This is a genomic window from Pseudomonas sp. BGI-2 (assembly GCF_004310295.1).
Classification (GTDB): Bacteria; Pseudomonadota; Gammaproteobacteria; order Pseudomonadales; family Pseudomonadaceae; genus Aquipseudomonas.
Genome location: NZ_SISB01000003.1, coordinates 12,336 through 31,024, shown reverse-complemented (window position 1 = coordinate 31,024; position 18,689 = coordinate 12,336). Strand labels below are relative to the sequence as shown.

Sequence of the window (18,689 nt, the reverse complement as noted above, 5' to 3'; positions counted from 1 at the left end):
GATCAGGCAGCCTCGCAGAGTTCTGTAAGTGTGAGAGAAACGTTCCAGGGCAGCAGTTCGTCAACCCGATTGATCGGGTGGTCGGCGATGCGCTCCAGCACGTGTGTCAAATAGGCTTGCGGGTTCAGGTCGTTGAGTTTGGCCGAACCCACCAGGCTGTAAATCGCAGCCGCTCGTTCTCCGCCGGCATCGGAACCGACAAACAGGTAATTCTTGCGACCCAACGCTACGGCGCGCAGCGCGCGTTCGGCGGCATTGTTGTCGATTTCGATCCGGCCGTCATCGCAGTAGCGCGTCAGCGCCTGCCAACGGTTGAGGGCATAGAGGATCGCACCGCCCAATGCCGATTTCTTCGACAGTTGAGTCAGCGTCTGGTTGAGCCAAGCGTTTAATTGTTCAAGCAGCGGACTTGCCCGGCTTTGTCGAACGGCTCTTCGTTGATCGGGTGGTTGCCCGCGAATCTCGCTTTCAATGGCATACAGGGCCGCAATCCGTTGCAGCGCCTCGGCTGCAAGCGGCGAGGCCTGGTCTTTGTAGACATCGTAAAACTTACGCCGGGCGTGAGCCCAGCACGCAGCTTCCTGAATGGTGCCCAAGGCATACAGCTGAGCAAAACCGGCGTAGCCGTCAGCCTGCAAGATCCCGCTGAAGCCCTTGAGGTGAGCGCGCGGATGTTGCCCCTTGCGATCCGGCGAGTAAGCAAACCATACAGCCGCTGGCGTCGTGTAACCGGCAGGTCGGTCGTCCCGCACGTACGTCCACAACCGAGCTGTTTTGGTTTTGCCGTTGCCTGGCGCGAGTACGCCAATCGGCGTGTCGTCGGCATGAACTTTATGGCCGCTCATGACATAGCGCTCGAGGGCGTTGATCAGAGGTCGGAGCAATTGGCTGCTCTGGCCGACCCAGTCGGCCAGGGTTGAGCGCTCCAGATCTACGCCCTCGCGGGCGTAAATCTCGGATTGCCGATACAGCGGAAGATGATCGACAAACTTGGAGACCAGTACATGGGCCAATAACCCCGGGCCAGCGAGGCCTCGAGCTATCGGGCGACTCGGCGCCGGCACCTGGGCGATGTGCTCGCAGCAGCGGCAGACCAGCTTGGGGCGGACATGGCGAATCACCTTGAAACGCGCCGGGACGTACTCCAGCACTTCAGCCACGTCCTCACCCAAATGGCGAAGCGCCTCACCGCAGCCCGGGCATTGCGACTCGGGCTGATGGACGTGGATCTCGCGTGGCAGGTGTTCAGGTAATGGCTTGCGCCGAGAGACAGGGCGAGATGGCGGTTCGGTTGGCGGTGTCAGTTCAGTCTGGCTGACTTGCAACTCTTCAAGACTCAGTTGGAGCTGGTCGATCATCGCGTCCAGTTGCTCGGAGCTACGACCGAACTGCGTGCGACGCAGCTTGGCGATCATCATCTTCAAGCGCTCAATCTCTGCACGCTGGGCAGCGACCAGAGCCTTCAAGGCCTGAAGATCGTTCGGCAGGGAGTCGGTCATGGAAGTCATGCCCGAATGTTACCGGGGTTATTCAGCGCCGCAAGTCAGACCGCGATGACAGGCGCGGTACGAATTGGCCTACGCCAATCAATGCCTTCAAACAGCATCGACAACTGCACGGCCGTCAGCGACACGCTGCCATTGGTTGCTTGCGGCCAGACAAAGCGTCCTTGTTCCAGCCGTTTGCAAAACAGGCACAACCCGTCGCCATCCCACCACAACAGCTTGATCCGATCACCGCGCCGTCCGCGAAAAGCGAAGATCTGGCCGGAGAACGGGTCGGCTTCAAGCTGAGTCTGCACCAGTGCCGCTAAGCCGTCGAAGCCACGACGCATGTCGGTGAAGCCGGCGGCGATCCAGATACGGGTTCCAGCGGGCGGGGCAATCATCGCAGTAACTGCTGCAAGACGAGTTGCATCGTCTGCGGGTCAGGCGTGCCAGTGATGCGTAGCGTGGCTTTACCCACTTCAACAACCAGCTCGGAATGAAACTCGAGTTGCGGCCGGGCGGCTTGCGAGACATCCGTCGACGCCTCGATCACCTGGACAGGCAAAAACGTTGCAATCTGGTTAACCGGGCCGAATGCCCCTTCCTGATACTGGTGCCGCCAGCGAAACACCAGGTTGGCATTGACGTCATGCTCACGAGCGATCAACGACACGGAGGCGCCCGGCTGGAGCGTGGCCTCGACGACTTGGCGTTTGAAGTCCAACGGGAAGTTGGGACGGCGACCGGTTCGACGGGCGGGGGCAATTGTATCCAAGATAGTGTCCACTAAAAAATGGTGGACACTATCTTGGCTAATTTGGGTGGTTGTCAGGAGTGGGTGCTGGGCGGACGGTTACGAACACTTCGCCAACGCTGCTCATATTTTGGTTCAGGACGGCTGCGACGCGTTGGATGCGTGAGGCTGGAGTCTTGATCGAAAATCTGGGCCTGGTGCGCCACCCCTCTAGCCGCTCCACTTAAATATTGGTGGATCAATCGGCATAACCGCTTAGCCGAAGCGCTAGCATTGAGCTAACAAGGCTGTATATTCATACAGCTTTGTTGCTTTCTATTTGTGCTCATTTTTGTGGTCCGATCAATTGCCAATTGTTGAGTATATTTTTTTAACGCAACATCGCGTAACAGCGATGGGCGGGACGCCTAGACCTTCAAAGCAAGGTAGAATCGCGACCCGCAATGGGGGGTGTATGGCAAAAGAGGCGCAAATCACATTTGCTGAGCAGGCTAGTCCTTTCTCTTTGGAGGCTCCTGTTCAGTCATTGAAGGCGGTTCGGGCAATGGCCCGAGCGATGGCGAACACCATCCCCGCAGAAAATCAGCTTGTCTTTGCCAGAACCTTTGGTGTTCGGGTAATCGAAGCTTGGTGGCGAGGTCTCACCGAGCAAGAGGCAGTTCCTCAAGAGCTTCGAGCACCCATCTCTGCATTTGAGACTTCGACACTCATTAACTCCGCCAGTTTTCTTGCGGAGCAGATTGGTTCGGCAGCAGCTAAGTTCGATTCAGAGACTGCTGCTTACCAAATCGGTCTTACGTATACCAGCATGCTTCCTGTGGAGCATCGTGGTGAGTATGGAATTTTTTATACTCCGCCCGCTTTGACTGCCAGGCTCATCGATCAAGCTACATCGGCTAACGTTGATTGGGCGAAATGTCGTGTTCTGGACCCGGCGTGCGGCGGTGGTGCGTTCCTTGCGCCCATCGCGCAGCGAATCATGAAAACGCTTGCGCATTGCAGTCCAAAGCTTCTGATGCAGAGCATCGGAAACCGTTTGCATGGTTTTGAGATTGATCCATTCGGTGCCTGGTTGAGCCAAGTTGCACTAGACGCTGTGTTGTTGCCAATTAGCAGCCCCTCAGGTCTGCGGCTCCCAGTCATGGTGACCGTTTGTGATTCTTTGCGACATAGCCCAATCAAAGATGGGTTTGATTTGGTCATTGGGAATCCCCCATATGGTAGAGCCAAGCTAGATGTCGAGACTCGAGAGCTATACAAGCGCTCACTGTATGGACATGCCAATTTGTATGGCTTGTTCACTGATTTTGCTATTCGCCAGACCAAGCCCGGTGGATTGATCGCTTATGTCACTCCGACTTCTTTCCTCGCCGGAGGGTATTTCAAAAACCTCCGTGCGTTGATAGGCCGTGAAGCACCTCCAATTGCGATCGACTTTGTTGCAGCGCGCAAAGGTGTTTTTGATGATGTGCTTCAGGAAATGGCGCTAACCACCTATCGCAGAGCAGGTGAGGCAGTTCCGGTAGCGATTTCTGAAATTACCTCGTCCGGTGGTGTTGTCGAAGCCATAAAAACGGGCTCGATCACACTTCCGAAAGATCTCACCCTGCCATGGTTGCTGCCCAGAAACTCAAACCAAACTGAACTCGTAGCGACGCTTGTTGATATGCCTTTCCGTCTTGCTGACTGGGGTTACGGCGTCAGCACTGGTCCATTGGTCTGGAATCGTCATAAATCACAATTGACCTATCAACCGGGCAGCAACCGACTGCCGCTAATTTGGGCTGAAGCCATTACGGCTGATGGCGAATTCATTTTCAGGGCAGAAAAAAAGAACCACGCTCCGTATTTTGAGCTGAAACCATCTGATCAGTGGTTAGTAACAACCAAACCATGTGTTCTCTTGCAGCGAACCACTGCAAAAGAGCAGAACCGTCGCCTTATTGCGACAGCTTTGCCCCTTGCGTTTTTGCAGTCACACGGTGGAGTTGTTATCGAGAACCACATCAATATGGTTAGACCCATCACTGACGCTCCGAAAATTAAGGCTTCAGTGCTTGCTGCTTTTCTTAATAGTGGCGCGGCTGATCGTGCGTTTCGCTGCGTTAGTGGCTCAGTGGCTGTTTCAGCTTACGAGCTAGAGTCATTGCCATTGCCCGCACCCACGGCCTTGAAGGAGTTAACGAGGCTGGTTGAATCCGGTGGTTCAAAAGAGTCCATCGAAGCCGCCTGCTCCATGCTTTTCTAAGGAAGAAATAGTGTTACCACCTTATGTCTCACGGGCGTTGATATCTGAAAGGCTACCTCTGATTTTTCCAGAGGGAACGCCTAACCGTTCTTATTGCACACGTGAGTTGGCGGCAAGTACAGTTTTCGCCATGCTTTACATCGGAGCAGTCGAAGGTGCGGATGTCTGGCTTGGACCGGTACACGTCTACCGAATGACAGATATGCAGGCAGAAGACTGCTGCGAGACTGCTCGGTTGAATTACCGCACGAATTTGCGGAAAAAATCTTTCCAGGTCCCTGGTAGGCGTTGGTATGCAGACAATACCCGTGAGCCTATTCGTGACGAAACTTTGCGGGAAGGTTTATTAGTCGTTGGCGCGGTACTTGAATTAGCAGATGTACCTACGACATCGGGTGTTCCTCGCTATGCACTCAAGGCTGAGCTTGCGGCTCTTCTCGATCCTGCCCTGGTAGGAGAGGACTTGAACGCCGCTATCTTGATGTGGCAGGAAAAACACCTCTCACGCAGCGCTAGAGCACGTGTATCCCTTATGCGGGCAGGTACTGCGGGAAAGGAAGGAGTCCTTGTAAGTTTCCCGAATGGAGAAACTCGTCGGCTAGCGTCAGGGCCTAGTTCCGACATCTCAAAAGCGGTTGTTGAAGTGTTTGCAGCCAAGTTTCTAGAGCGTCCAGGCGTTATTTGGCTAAGTGAGTCAGGAAATAAGGTAGCCCATCCTGATCTTAAACTCTCATCAATGATCGGTCTCGACATAGAAACACAGAAAAATCTTCCAGACTTGATTCTGGTTGACCTTGCTCCGGTCGAACCATTGATTGTATTTGTTGAGGTTGTCGCAACTGACGGCGCGATTACGCCTCGTAGGCAGGAAGCGCTGTACGCGATTGCTGACAAAGGCGGGTTTAGTCGCTCACAAATTGCTTTTGTGACCGCTTATGCAGACAGAGAAGGAGCGGGATTCAAAAAAACAGTAACAGGTTTGGCTTGGGGATCCTTTACATGGTTCATGTCTGAACCCGAAAATCTTGTGTTGCTACAAAACGGTGTGAGTCGACTTTCGAGTCTGAACGTACTTGTTGAGCCAACGTAACCTTTAGGCCATCATTTTTTATTTGATGGCTGTAACGCATTGGATGCGTTGAGTTTCTGGGTTTAGCGGTGCGTCAACGCATTAAATGCCTCGCGGGAAAGCCTCGCCCCTACGGATTTATAGGCGTTCACAAGAATTGTGTCTTGCCACAATCCTGTAGGAGAGAGCGGTGCGGCGATCCGACTTGCCCACGAAGGCGTCCTTTCAAACATCGAAGATCACCCGCGGCACTCCGCCAACGTTTTCACCTGCCCCGACCCCGTCTGATTCTCATCACTCAACCACCGCTCAAACCCCGCACCAATCGCCGGCCATTCCGAATCCAGAATCGAGTACCAAGCCGTATCCCGGTTCTGCCCCTTCACCACCATGTGCTGGCGGAACACGCCTTCAAAACTGAAGCCCAAGCGCTCTGCCGCGTACTTGGAGCGGGCGTTGCCGTTGTTGCATTTCCACTCCAGACGCCGGTAACCCAGAGCAAAGGATTCCTTGGCCAGCAAGTAGACCGCCTCGGTACTTTTCGGCGAGCGCTGCATCGGCGCGCCGAAAGTCACGTGGCCGATTTCGATGCGACCTTGCGCCGGGACAATCGACATCAGACTGAGAATGCCCTGCACCTCACCACTGGCACGGTCGATCACGCTGAAGAAATACGGGTCGCTATTGGCCGCATGGTTGTTCAGCCAATCGTTGAAAGCACTGCGCTCCGGGAAAGGACCGTACGGCAAATAGTCCCAGAGTTTCGGGTCCGATCCCGGGCCTTGCAGGGCTTTCCACAAACCATCGGCGTGACGCGCGGGGTCGAGTTTTTCCAGACGAATGAAGCGCCCTTCGATGGTTTGAACCGTCGGCGCCGGGACGCCTTTCCAGTCTGCGAGTGAAGTCGACATGTTGTTCTCCTTGAACTTTAAAGGGCTTTGCGAAACTGGATGAAACCGGGGCGTTCGGCGATGCGCTCGTAGAGCTGGATCGCGGTGGCGTTGGTTTCGTGGGTCAGCCAGTGGACCTTGCAGCAACCGTCCGCTTTGGCGGTGGCATACACAAATTCGATGAGCTTGCGGCCGATGCCGGTGCCCCGAGTCTGCGGCGTTACCAGCAAGTCTTGAAGGTAGCAGGAGTTTTCGATGCTCCAGTTCGAACGATGGTAGATGAAGTTCACCATGCCGACCGCTTTGCCATCGACCCACGCCAACGCCGAATGAGTCGGCTCATTGCGGTCGAGCATGCGCTGCCAGGTGCTGTCAGTGACAGCCTCGGGCAACTCGGTGTTGTAGAAGCGCAGGTAGGCTTGCCACAGTGGCAGCCAGGCCGCGTGATCGTCGGCGGTGACCTGGCGGATTTCAATCAGACTCATGTTCATTCCTTAACGCATCAAGTGGGCGAGGGCCTGGTCGTGCACATCAGGGCTGGCGGCGAGCCCCTCGCGCACACCAGCGATATCTGCAACGCTGCGGTTCTGGCTAAGCTTGCGTTTGCCTTCCAGGCGCTGGATCGGCAGGGCGAATCCGACGATGGCTTTGAGCATGCCGTCGATGTAGTCGGCGGGCGCATCAGTCACTTTCCACGGTTGCGCGCGGCCGGCTTCATGGCGATTGGTCAAATCGCTGACGAGGTTGAGCAGGCGATCGGCATCGGTGAACACTTCGGCTGTTCCGTAAGCGTGCACCGCGACGTAGTTCCAGGTCGGCACTACGTTGCCGTGCTCGGTTTTGCTTGGATAAAACCCAGGGCTGACGTACGCATCGGCACCGGCAAAAATCACCAGGGCTTCGGCACCGTTTTGCAGTTCCTTCCACTGGGGATTGCCCCGGGCGAAGTGGCCGTAGAGGGTGCCATTCGGGCCCTGCTCAGGATTGAACAGCAACGGCAGATGACTGGCTTTCAGGCCTTGCTCGCCGTGGGTGACCACCATGGCGAGACGGGTGCCCCTTATCTGCTGCTGCAGTTCATGTAAATCTTTGATGGCAAAGCCGTTGGGGTTGTACATGGAAAAACTCCTTGGCGAATGCCTCCATCCTAGGCAGGCTATTGGTCTGTTGTAAGAGCCATTAATGACCAATTTCATAGGTCCATTGCCATGAGCGAAGCGCCGCTGTCCCTGTCATTCAACCCAGCCGGTATCGAACTCGACCGTCGCCAAGGCCTGAGCCGTCAGCTGTACCAGGCATTGCGCCTGCGGGTGCTCGACGGTCGGCTGGCCAGCGGCACGCGGTTACCAGCCAGCCGGGATCTGGCAGCAGCGTTGGCGATTTCACGTAACAGCGTGGTGCGAGCCTACGATCAGCTTTACGCCGAAGGGTTTATCGAGGGGCGTGTCGGCGACGGGACTTACGTTGCGCAATTACCCCAAGAAGCTCTGCCGGCGAAAAAATTATCCACAAAAGTATCCACAGGGTTGCCAACAGGGTTACCCACAACCTTATCCACAAATTGGCTCGATTTACCTGTGGTTCCATCCAGTAAAGTTATCCACAGGGGGGCGTTGGGGCGGGTTGAGAATAACCATTTACCCACCCCGCCGAGTGGTCCGCCGCGAGCGTTTCGGGTGGGTGTTCCGGCGTTCGATTTATTCCCCTTTGAGGTCTGGGCCAAGCTGAATGCGGCTTTCTGGCGTAAACCGGATTTACAGCAGCTGTGTTATGGCGATCCGGCGGGTGATGAGCGCTTGCGCGGCATGATCGCCGCGTATTTGCGCAGTTCGCGAGGGATGCAGTGTTCGGCTGAGCAAATAGTGATCACCAGTGGCGCGCAGCAAGGGATTAGCCTTTGTGCACAGCTGCTGGTAGAGCCGGGAGATGGGGTGGCGATTGAAAATCCGGGGTATCGGGCGGCAGGTCATGCATTCGCCGTGGCCGGTGCGCAATTGCATGGCGTGGCAGTGGACAGTGAGGGCATCAATTGCAACGAACTGAACGGCCTCAGCGATTGTCGGCTGGCGTATGTCACGCCGTCGCATCAATACCCGACCGGGGCGGTGATGAGCCTGGCTCGTCGCCTCGAATTGCTGGCCTGGGCCGAACGCACCCAGGGATGGATCGTCGAGGACGACTACGACGGCGAATACCGCTACAGCGGCGCGCCCTTGGCCCCGTTGGCCGCACTCGACCGGCAGGGTCGGGTTTTGTACGTCGGGACGTTTGGCAAAGTTGCTTTCCCGGCGCTGCGACTGGGTTACCTGGTGTTGCCGCCAACGCTGGTGCAGGCGTTCTCGCAACGTCGAGCAGTGGACGTTCGGCATTCCGAAGTGAGCACCCAAGCGGTCATGGCCGAGTTCATGGCTGCCGGGCATTTCCAGCGGCATATCCGTCGCATGCGCCGCGCAGCCCTGAGCCGACGCAATACCTTGCTGGCCGGTTGGCCGCAGAACGTTCCCGGCGTTGGCAGCCTACCAAGTGTAGCGGCAGGGCTGCATCTGACGGTGGCGGTCGACTCACAGGCCCGCGAGCGCGAACTGGTGGAGCAGGCGGCTAGCGTCGATGTCGAGATCAATGCGCTGAGCAGCTACTGGTTGCCGGATTCGGCAAAACCTGTGGACGAGCGCGCCGGGCTGGTCCTGGGTTTCGCGGCGGTGCCCGAGGCGGCCATCAGCGCCGCACTCGGGCGACTGGAAAAGGTCTGGCGTCGTTAAGGGATTACGATGCAGTTTTTGCCTGTGGTTCCAGGTCCAGAAACAATTTGCGTAGCCCAGGATCTTCTATCTTTCTGAACACCCCATCGATGGGCTCGAAGGTCGTCAACGCCTGTTGCAGTTCAGGTGTCAGCGTTTTCAGATAGTCATCTGAAACTTTCAAATGGGCCGCGGTGGGCGCGTTCGCAGGGCTTGTCAGGGTTTCGTAGTGGAAATGCGCAACCCATAACGGCTTATTCTGGGGCTTGTCGAAAATCCGGTATTCCTGGAAAAAGTCGCCGAGCCCTTTGGTCTGGATACGCCCTCGCTTGTCGCGGCTGATGTCGAGCTGCCCGTTTTCATGCATCCATTTGAAAATGCTCTGGGTCGGTTTCCGCCGCGTGTACAGGTCGGCTCGAACGCTGACACCTTCTTTGCGCAGACGGCTGGCTCCATCACGTAGATCGCGGCTCAGCGTGGCGACAGGGATTGGGTCACCTCCGGCCTTCCTGCTGTTGGCCACGGCTTGATCAACGCTGCTGGCAGCCTGCTCCAGTTTCAGTGCCTGCTGATCAAATACATCCTGGATATCGGCAGGGATGCGTCTTGGGAGCAGAGCGTCTTTACGGGTGCGTTCGATGAATGTGTTCGTGTCCAGGTCCAGCTCTATGCCGGCCTCGACCGTTTCCGCATCATCCAGCACCGGAACGGGTTGCTTATAAACGGCGGGGGTAAACGGCTTGAGCGGATCCTCCGTGGTTTTTTCGGTTTCATTCTTGCTGGAGTCGCGTGGCCGGGTCTTGCGCACTTTGATCGGTTGTCGTGACGTGCCCGGTTGCACTCGCTCTACAGGAGGCTGCACAGCAATGGGCTCTGGCAGCAACGCCTGTAATCGGTTGTGTGCCAGTTGCGAGAACTCATCGATGAGTGATTGCAGATGTTCGAGTTTGGACGGTTTGACCAGTCCGGCGTACGTGCCCGGTAATTCCTGAATGCGCTGGTCGGCGTCGGCAAATGTCTCCACGAGACTGTTCAGATCCTCGACATGCTCCTTTACACCGGAATGTTCGCCTTCGACTTTCATCAGGTCCGCCACTTGAATCGCGGCCTTCGCTGCGCTCACAACGATATTTGCCACCGCAGTACGAGCCTGCTGCATCAGGGGGCTGGCCTGCTCATTGAGGCACAGCTCCTGCGCCATGCCGATCTCGTTGGCCTTGATATCCAGCACGGTAAACGAAGGCGCCAGTTTTTTGATTTCCATCGCGCGTTCAATGCCAGGTCGTCCGGCTGCGTGCATGCCCTCGAGTGTCAACGCCGACAGGGTCAGCTTTTCACTCATCTCCTGACCGAGGTCGGACGCTTTCTGGGCACTGTCGACGAAAGTTTGCCTGGGGACTGGTTCGTTTTGTCCGGCCTTGGTCATGACACTCGTGGCCTGCGCATACTCGGATCGTTTCAGGACAAACCACAAAGACAGGTTCTTCTGCAGCACCACGCTCATGCGAAGCAAGTCTTCTCGGTAGTTTTCCGTCCCGCCGAGGGTGCGCCATTCGCGCAGTTGTTCCAGCGCCCGGCGATACTCGCCGATCGTTGCATCCAGCTTTTCCATGTACGCCGCCGTGCGCTGATCGTAGTTTTCAGCGCTGGCTTGCCGGATGCCGTCATGTAACTTTGTCAGTTCGGTTTCCTTCGCCTTTTCGAGGCTTTTGAAGGATCTCAGTGCTTCACCCAGATTGACTCTGCGCTGCTCGTTAGCCGCCTCCTGGTGGCGACTGAACGCATTTCCGGCGCCCCCTCGCAAACGCAGACGCAGGTCGAGCACCCATTGCCCTTTGCCGTTATCCATCAGCATCGGACCGTTTCGCTCAGGTTGATCCGGGTAAACGATATGAACCTCTTCGTCGCCTTTCACGTCGACGTAGAACCACCGATCACCCACCTGTGCGTAGTTTCTGAGTTTATGTTGGTAAAAATGCGGAGGAGCTTCCTTTACCTTCGTCACGCTTGCGCTGGAAATATCGGGGGCCGTGACTTTTAGCGTGTCCAGGTAGGCGCCCAGCGCGGTCGGTGCTCGGCGTGGGACCGAGCCGGCCAACTCCAGCGAGGAAAGGTGACTGGGCGGAAGATCCGGAGCCAGCGGGGTGGGATTGAGCGTGACGGTCACGGGTTCGGCGACGAGTTTTGCAGCTTTCTCCTTCGACACCTGCTCAATTCGGGGTTTGCTCGAAACCCTCTTGCGTCGCATCACGGCGTGGTGGCTGAGGATAATGCCGATCGCCAGCAGAATGTCCGACACCGACGTCCATTCGATGAAACGGTCATCCTTGTCATGGGCATCGAGGGCCTGCTGAATCTGGTTGATGGTTTGCCAGACCCAGACGGCTGTACCGACCGCACCGCTGAGGAAATTTGAGGCGACGTTGAAGAGCGCCCAGCCACTGTCTTTCAAAACACTCCAGCGCCGTTCGGCATTGGATCGCGATTTACGGTCGGCGAGGTTGACCAGCATCTGCGCGTTGCTTTTGAACAGCGCAGACAGAATGTCGCCGGTGATCTCGACGCTTTCGAAAACCACGCGCCCGAACTTGTCTGCCCGCTGCAATGGATTGACGACTTGTTCCGCGATCAGCCACGGAGAGGGCAGTCCGGTGGGGAAAACATACTGGGCGTATTCAAAGCTCAGATTTTTACCGGGCAGCCAGGCCAGTACCGAATCCCTGAGGTCACCGGGTTGATGCAACGCGTACAAAAGGTTTTGCCTTGAGGGGTATTGCAGCAGGGGCTCATCGAGCATCGGCCGATAGAGCAGGCAAGGCCCGCCGTGTGCCTCTCGAGGGCTGATGATGAACATGTTGTCGACTGTGTCGCTGCTGTTGATCAAGCGATGTTGTGGTGTCATCGTCAGCGGGTAGAGGGCAATGGTTTTGGCTGAGACATCGGGATCGAGCAGCTCGCAGACGTATTGATAACCGCGTTCGTCCACACCGGTTTCAGGCTTGAATCTGGCCTCTAATGCCTGGAGTGGCAGCAAAGAACGCAGCTGGTCGCGATAGAAGTTTTCCTGACGTCGGGAGGCGACCGGATCCTCCAGGAGCTTGGGCTTGATCAGTTCTGGATAAGCTTTGCCGACGTCCACTCGCGCTGACACGGTGGTAAGAAGTTCAGCAGTCAGCCAATCAGGCACCGCCTCTCCGCCCTTGAAAAACAATGTCGCCATATAGGGCGCTTCATTCTCAAGAGCGAAGTCGGCCAGCGTTTCAATACGCTGATCGAGGGGGTTGGGGAGCGTGAAATTGTCGGCGGAAAAACTGTTGGTGATTTTGATCCGCAGATCGTCCAGCGCAAGATTCGCGCTGCCGACCGCCAGTGGATCCGCGATGATCGCTTCACGCATCAACTGCTGAGCGTAATCGGTGATGGACGGGATCTCGGCTTTGGCCAGTTTGCTGTTCGGTTGCCTGTACAGCTTGCCCAGTGCGCTGATGTAACGGCTGTAGTCTTGAACATCGTTGTACGAGGCGTTGCGCAGCCAATCGGGAATCGCTTTGTTCAGTTGCAGGAGTTGCGCTTTTTCGGTGGGGTCGAGCCCGGTTTCGGGCTCGACATCGACTGCCGGTGCTTCAAGAAACTGCAATGAGTTGATGGCATCCAATTGTGACGACACCAACGCCCACGCCATGTGATCGAAGACGTTGCCTTCCGGCTCGTAAAGCCGCCACGTCAGACCACGTCCTGACTGTTGTTCCTCCAAGCGTGCGGGAAGCGAGCTACCCAGTTCTTCCAGCGAACTGAACGACTCGTAGGCGCGCTCGATGGTGTACATCACCAGCAGTTCGCGCTTGCGATACGTGGCCTTAAGCACCAGCGCGCCGCCAATCAACAGATGGCGGGCGATGTCATTCTCGACGGTATCGACATCGAGAAGGCACGCCTGAATGGCAGAAAATTCGCTTTTTACATTTTTACGGGTGGTTTTGTCCGGGGCGTTGAAGACCTCTCGCGCCATCGCGCATTCATCGGCGTCCCAGCCTTTGACCGTCTGCACGTTCAACGCCTTGCGCAACGTATCCGAAAGCTCCTGCCAGCGGGGGATCACATGCCCCTTTGCATTCCAGAACTCCAGCTGCCGTACTTGAGCCTCGACGAACAGTATCGACGCCGAGTCATTGAGTATTCTTGCAATGTCTTCAATGCTGACGGCGAGGTGAACCGGGTTTTCGCTGTCCGGTTCGAGGGTCAGGAAATGCTCGCCTTCGAGATAGTTGGCCACCGTCCCATACAGACCCTGGCGCATCAGCGCCAAGGTCAGTGATTCGAACTCGGTCGGGCCAGCCTCGACGTGGTCGTCCACGATGAGCCATCGAGGCGTGGCGACGAAGGCTTTGTCTGGGTCGACTTGCAATTCTGGCCAGGACTTTTCCAACATCTGGCGCAGGAGGTTTGATGCCACTTCGCTGAGCATCGGACCATGGCTGGTCAGGCTCACCAGGTCACTGGTTTCCACCAAGGGCGTCGATTCAGTTTGGGGCGATGAAGTGTTGTTGCTCATGGCGATACCTGGGGCAAAGCGAGGCAGGGAAAGCCTCTTGATGCATCGAAGGTACTCAGGCGTCGGCCCTCCGGGGTGGTAGATATATATATCGGAGGGAAAAAAGACCCGCTAATGCGGGTCTCGGGTTCAGCACAACGTACGCCTTACGATCCTGAGGCCGAAGACGGCTCTTTTGTGAAGAACAGTGTGGTCGCCAGTTGCGGGCTGATCTCGCTGCGGTAGATCGAAATCGCCCGGAGATCGTCGTTCGCGTTGCGGGACTCGGATGCGCCCCCTAGCAGCCGTTGCTGCACGGTTTTCAGGTGCGCCGCCGTGAAGGTTTGTGCAGGCGACGCGGGCTCTGAATAGTGGAAGTGGGCATACCACAGAGCTTCTTTGGTGCTGCGATCACGGATCTCATACTCCTCGAGGTAGTCTCTTTTACGGCTTTTGAGCAAGCGTCGGCCGGGGTTCTTGACGATGTCGACCTGACCTTCGGTTTGCAGCCACCGGACGCGCTCCGCCGTCGGCGGCTGCAGTTTGGTCATGCTGATGCGCGTCACGCGTCCCTGGTTGTAGAGTCTGGTTGCCCCATCATTCAACTGCTTGACCAGTGTGACGGCGGAACCCGGACCGCCTTCAGTGGAATTAGTGGCAGTCAGCGCTTCTTCGATTGCGCTGGCGGCTTCCTGCAATCGATGGGCCTGCTGATGAAAAATTTCCTCTATTTCCACGGGTATTCGCCGCGTCCCTTTTGAGTGGGCCTCTGTTCGACGAATGAACCCATCCAACCCGTCCAGCAAGGCCTGGCCAAGCACATTGCTTGCACTCAAGTCGGGTTGGACGACGACGGGGGAAACCGGTTTCGGCGCCACTCTTTCAACCCAGACACCCGGAGTCTTCTCATGAAAGGTCGAGATGACTTTGCCGGTCAACGCCGAGGTCACGTCAATCAGTTCTGACCCATGCGCCACGGAATCGGCGCTTATCTGGCCGACCACCGTACCTTTGTAGCGGGTCTTGATGATTCGCTTGGCGGGAGCGGTCGGCAGGCGGGAAGGGCCCGGTTGCGGCTCGAGTGCCTGGCGTTCCCGCAGCAGCATCGCCAGATGCTTCACGGTGCGCTGTTGAAAACCGTCGATACGTCGGCGCATCAAGTCGAGCGATGGTTGCAGGAGCTGACCGGGAAACTCGGTGGGCAGATCGACGATGCGCTGGTCGGTGATCGAGAGCTGCTCCACCAGATCGCTCAGCCCATCGATCCGCTCCGGTAGGCGCCGCACCTCTTCGTCAGCGGCCAGGTCCAGTGATGCCTGAATGGCGAGGGCTGCGTTTTCGACAACGTTCTCCAGTGCCTGGCGCGCTTCAGGCGCGGTCGTAACACTGTCGTCGAGGCACAACTCTTGCCCCAGTGTGATCTGGAACAGTTTGAGGTCTTGTAAATTGAATGTCGGCAAGTTGGCTTTGACGTCGCGGATCACTTCGACGGCTTCTTTGCCAAGCAGGTTCAGTTGCTCGAAGCGCGAATGCGCGAACTCGATTTTGTTGATGTAGCTTGCGGTCAGATCGCTCATGAGTTGATGGGTTTGCCGGGCGGTCTGTATGTCTTCCGTTGGCTGTTTGTCGAGTAGGTCGAGGGAAAGAAGCATTTGACTGCCGAAACGCGGACGCTGGTGATCGAACCATTTTTGCAGCAGCGAAAGCTGGAAATCCAGGCGACTGATCATCGCTTTTCGGTAATTGGGAATGGCCTCGCGAGCATTGAAGGCTTTCATCTGTTCCATGTTGGCGCTGATGAACGACATCTGCGCGTCGAGCATTTCAAGGTACAAGCGGCGATGGGTGTCGGTGGCTGTAGGCGCCTGCGCGTTTTTTTGAGCTTCCTTGAGTTCGGTCTCGCGGCTTTTGGTTTGGCTTTCGAACGCAATCATTTGCTGTTTCAGTTCAGCCTGGCGTTGCTGGTTTTGTTGTTCCAGCCGATGTTTCTCCTTGCCTCCGGCCTTAAGCCTCAGTCGTGTATCGATGAACCATTCGCCTCTGGCGTTCTTGATCAGTAACGGTCCGGCGCGCATAGGAGACTGGCGTGAGTCAATGATCTGCACATCGTTGTTGTCGTTGAGGGTGACTTCGAACCATCGCTGACCGACCTTCGCGTACCTTTTCCCGTTGAGCGAACTGAGGTGTTGATAAGGATCGGGCTCGCTGGAGGCGGCTGCCATTCCTTTGGGCTCGGCGATGGCCAGTTCATCCAGCAAGGCGCCCAGGGATGAAGTAGGCAGCGTCGCGATGGCGTGCAGAGATGTCTCATGGGACGGTGGAAGCTGATTGAGATCGGTTAGGTGGGAGATCGTTATTTTTCCGGCAGGCTTGCTTTCGGGTGTGACGGGTGGCAGCTCGACCTTTTCGGGCAACCGCGAGACGGGTTTATGGCGAGCGGCAGCCCGATGGGCCAGCACCATGCCAAGCGTCAACAGGAGATCCGTCACGGCGGACCAGGCGAGTTGACTGTCGTCGTTCTCAGCGGCGTCGGTAATGTCCTGCAAGTCGTCCATGATCTGCCAGATCCACGCGGCAACACCGGCAGTGCGACCGAGGAAGGGCAACGCGACATTGAACAGCATCCATGTGCCTTGCTTGAGCGTCGCCCAGCGAGCTTGCGCATTGGACACCGATTGACGGTCAGCCAGAGTAATCATCGCGTTGGCGTTGGCTTTGAACAGGGTCGCCAGCGGCGCGTCATCGAGGGCTGCCGCACTGAGCGAAACCGCGCCCATCTTGCCCAGGGCTGAAGTGGGATCTACCAGCAATTGGGTCAGCGTCCAGACCGAAGGTAACTCACCCGAAAACACATACTGGGAGTAGTTGAAGCGCACATCGTCGGACAGCCAGGCCAGGATCGATTGGCGAAGGGGTTTTTCGTGCTTGATCGCATACAGCAGATTGGCCTCGCTTGGGTGCTGCGTCAGCGAGGGGGAGAGCAATGGCCGGTAGAGCAGACACGGTCCTTTGTCGGTGAGCCGAGGACCGATGACGAACATGTTGGCGACTTCATCGCCTTTGCTGTCGGCGGAATCACCGGTAATAAAGGCCAACGGTCGAATGACAATCTCCTGTCCGTTCACCCAGCGATCGGCAGCGTTTTCCTGCATGGCCGCATTGACGTATTGATACCCGCGTTCATCAATCCCGGCCTCACTGCGCATCTTGTGCTGCAACGCCTGCAAGGGCAGCTGGATGCGCAGATGGCGAGTGTAGAGAGCCTGGCGTCGCAACGTTTCTGGTGGGTCTTCAAGCAGCTTGCGCTTGATCAGTGCCGGGTAAACCGCACCGATATCGACCTGCGTGACGAGCTTTTCCAGATAGGCCGGGGTCATCCACGCAGGCGCCGCGTTGCCGTTTTTGTAGCGCACCGTCTTGTTGCCCAGCGGAACGGCAATCAGGTTTTGCAGCGCCAGTTCGACCAGCGACAGCGTGGTGGTTTGCGTCTTGCCGGGTACCACGACGGCGCCCAGCACTACGACGCTGGTGATGTTGATTTCAATGTCTTTCAGGTCCAGGTCCGCTGCCGCTGGATGATCCTTGATCATCTGCTCTCGCAGGGTTTGCAGCGCAAATTGCGGCAGTGACGAGATGCCTTCGTCGAAGGTTTTTCCAGCGTCCTGTTCCCGCAGCTGCGCCAGGTCCATCAAATGTCGGCTGTACCGAGTGAGGTCCGCTGACGAAGCGTTTTTCAACCAGCCTGTCAGTAACCCTTGAACCTTGCTGAAGCGCGACGACGGCAGGGCTTCAAACTCAGTGAAGCTTTTTGCCGCGGCACTGATTTGTGGTGAAAGACTCGTAAAAGAAGCACGCTGAAACGTATTGAATTGACCGATGGCTTCAGCTTCGAGTGCGATCAGCGCGCAGGCCTGGTGGTGAAAGAAATTGCCATCGGGTTCATACAGACGCCATTGCAGTGTCAGCTCAACGCTTGACGTTCCAGGCTGGGCGAACAATGTTTTACCCAGTGCCTCAACAGAGTCGTAACACCTGAACCCTTCGGCAATCGAGTGCGTCAGCACCAGGGTTCGCGTGCCCAACGTGCCCACGAACACGGCGATATCCAGGACACGCAGATGTTCGCTCACCGCGTTTTCAACCCGGTCGGTGTCGATCAGGCAGGCCTTGGTCAGGTACTTGTCCTGTGACCGCCGTGTTGCGCGATCCGGATGGTTGAATACTGCTCGGGCCATCGCTTTGTGATCCGCATCCCAGTCAGTGACCCCATCCAGGTTCCAGATGTCCTGCAGCGATTGCGAAAGCGAATGCCAGCGCGGGGTCGAAGGGCTTGTCTCCTGATTCCAGTAATCAAGCTGCTGTTGCTGATAGGCGATGAACAGCTGCGGTGCGAGCGTGTTGAGCAGGCATCCGATGGCGTCGATTTTCACCGGCAGTTGAGCCAGCGGTTCAGCGCCCGGTTGCAGGGTCAGGAAATGTTCGCCATCGATGAGCGTCACCGTTGTTCCCGACCAACCAAGTCGCACCAGCACATCGGTGAGCGATTCATACAAGTTGTGGCCGGACACGACATCGGTGCCGGTATCGACCCAGGTCGGGGTGACGACCGTGGCGAGCGTCGGATCAATCTTCAACTGCGGATAAAGCGCATTGAGCGCAGGACTCAACGCGCTCGCGGCGACCTCTCTGATCGAGGGGCCGGTGACCAGTTGGGTCAGTACCTCTTCTGCACTCGGGGCAACGGTTTCGGACATGGTCGTCTCCTGATTGAGCGCGCGCCGCTGTTGAGTGCGCAGCGCTGGATCAGGGCAAGGTATCGGGCGGCCCGAAGTGAATGGCGGTACATAAATATCGCAGGCAAAAAAAGACCCGCGTCACGGCGTAATGCTGTTCACTTAAGACAATCATCAGTCGAGCGAGAACCTGTGGCGAGGGGATTTATCCCCGTTGGGCTGCGAAGCGGTCCCCTGCG

Annotated in this window: 11 protein-coding genes; 3 read left to right on the top strand and 8 right to left on the bottom strand. The window is 57.0% G+C overall.

The window, feature by feature from the left end:
* Positions 1–2 precede the first annotated feature (2 nt).
* Genes EYC95_RS02615 through EYC95_RS30960 form a run of 3 tightly spaced genes read right to left on the bottom strand, consistent with a single transcriptional unit; the run spans position 3 to position 2,262 of the window.
* On the bottom strand, positions 3–1,508 hold the full coding sequence (locus EYC95_RS02615; RefSeq protein ID WP_131058975.1) for an IS66 family transposase: 1,506 nt from the start codon (positions 1,506–1,508) through the stop codon (positions 3–5).
* Positions 1,509–1,543: 35 nt separating this feature from the next.
* A complete protein-coding gene (gene tnpB, locus EYC95_RS02610; RefSeq protein WP_131058974.1) occupies positions 1,544–1,888 on the bottom strand; it encodes an IS66 family insertion sequence element accessory protein TnpB in 345 nt (114 codons plus the stop codon).
* A complete protein-coding gene (locus EYC95_RS30960) occupies positions 1,885–2,262 on the bottom strand; it encodes a transposase (protein ID WP_165557417.1) in 378 nt (125 codons plus the stop codon). Before EYC95_RS30960 ends, tnpB begins: the two co-directional genes overlap by 4 nt.
* A 433-nt stretch (positions 2,263–2,695) precedes the next feature.
* Between EYC95_RS30960 and EYC95_RS02600 the strand changes: the two genes are divergently transcribed.
* Both EYC95_RS02600 and EYC95_RS02595 read left to right on the top strand, forming a co-directional pair.
* Entirely contained in the window at positions 2,696–4,489 is a 1,794-nt protein-coding gene (locus tag EYC95_RS02600; protein WP_131058972.1) for a class I SAM-dependent DNA methyltransferase, read from the top strand.
* Positions 4,443–5,579, top strand: a complete 1,137-nt coding sequence (locus EYC95_RS02595) for a BsuBI/PstI family type II restriction endonuclease (RefSeq protein WP_256656901.1) — start codon at positions 4,443–4,445, stop codon at positions 5,577–5,579. The genes EYC95_RS02600 and EYC95_RS02595 overlap by 47 nt, the downstream gene beginning before the upstream one ends.
* 218 nt (positions 5,580–5,797) lie before the next feature.
* Here the strand turns inward: EYC95_RS02595 and EYC95_RS02590 are convergent, their stop codons facing one another.
* Genes EYC95_RS02590 through EYC95_RS02580 form a run of 3 tightly spaced genes read right to left on the bottom strand, consistent with a single transcriptional unit; the run spans position 5,798 to position 7,566 of the window.
* Positions 5,798–6,469, bottom strand: coding sequence for a GNAT family N-acetyltransferase (locus EYC95_RS02590; RefSeq protein WP_131058971.1), 672 nt, complete (start codon positions 6,467–6,469; stop codon positions 5,798–5,800).
* Between the two features lie 17 nt (positions 6,470–6,486).
* Complete coding sequence (locus EYC95_RS02585) at positions 6,487–6,933, bottom strand: GNAT family N-acetyltransferase (protein WP_131058970.1); 447 nt, start codon at positions 6,931–6,933, stop codon at positions 6,487–6,489.
* Positions 6,934–6,942: 9 nt separating this feature from the next.
* Complete coding sequence (locus EYC95_RS02580) at positions 6,943–7,566, bottom strand: FMN-binding negative transcriptional regulator (protein WP_131058969.1); 624 nt, start codon at positions 7,564–7,566, stop codon at positions 6,943–6,945.
* 90 nt (positions 7,567–7,656) lie between these two features.
* On the opposite strand from EYC95_RS02580, the gene EYC95_RS02575 reads away from it, so the two are divergent.
* Positions 7,657–9,207 carry a PLP-dependent aminotransferase family protein gene (locus EYC95_RS02575; RefSeq protein WP_131058968.1) on the top strand — a complete coding sequence of 517 codons (1,551 nt, stop codon included), beginning with the start codon at positions 7,657–7,659 and terminating at the stop codon, positions 9,205–9,207.
* A gap of 4 nt (positions 9,208–9,211) precedes the next feature.
* Here EYC95_RS02575 and EYC95_RS02570 read toward each other — a convergent pair whose 3' ends face one another.
* Together EYC95_RS02570 and EYC95_RS02565 are read right to left on the bottom strand one after the other, a co-directional pair.
* Positions 9,212–13,738, bottom strand: coding sequence for a dermonecrotic toxin domain-containing protein (locus EYC95_RS02570; RefSeq protein ID WP_131058967.1), 4,527 nt, complete (start codon positions 13,736–13,738; stop codon positions 9,212–9,214).
* A 146-nt stretch (positions 13,739–13,884) separates the two neighbouring features.
* Entirely contained in the window at positions 13,885–18,471 is a 4,587-nt protein-coding gene (locus EYC95_RS02565; RefSeq protein WP_131058966.1) for a dermonecrotic toxin domain-containing protein, read from the bottom strand.
* Positions 18,472–18,689: the final 218 nt, after the last annotated feature.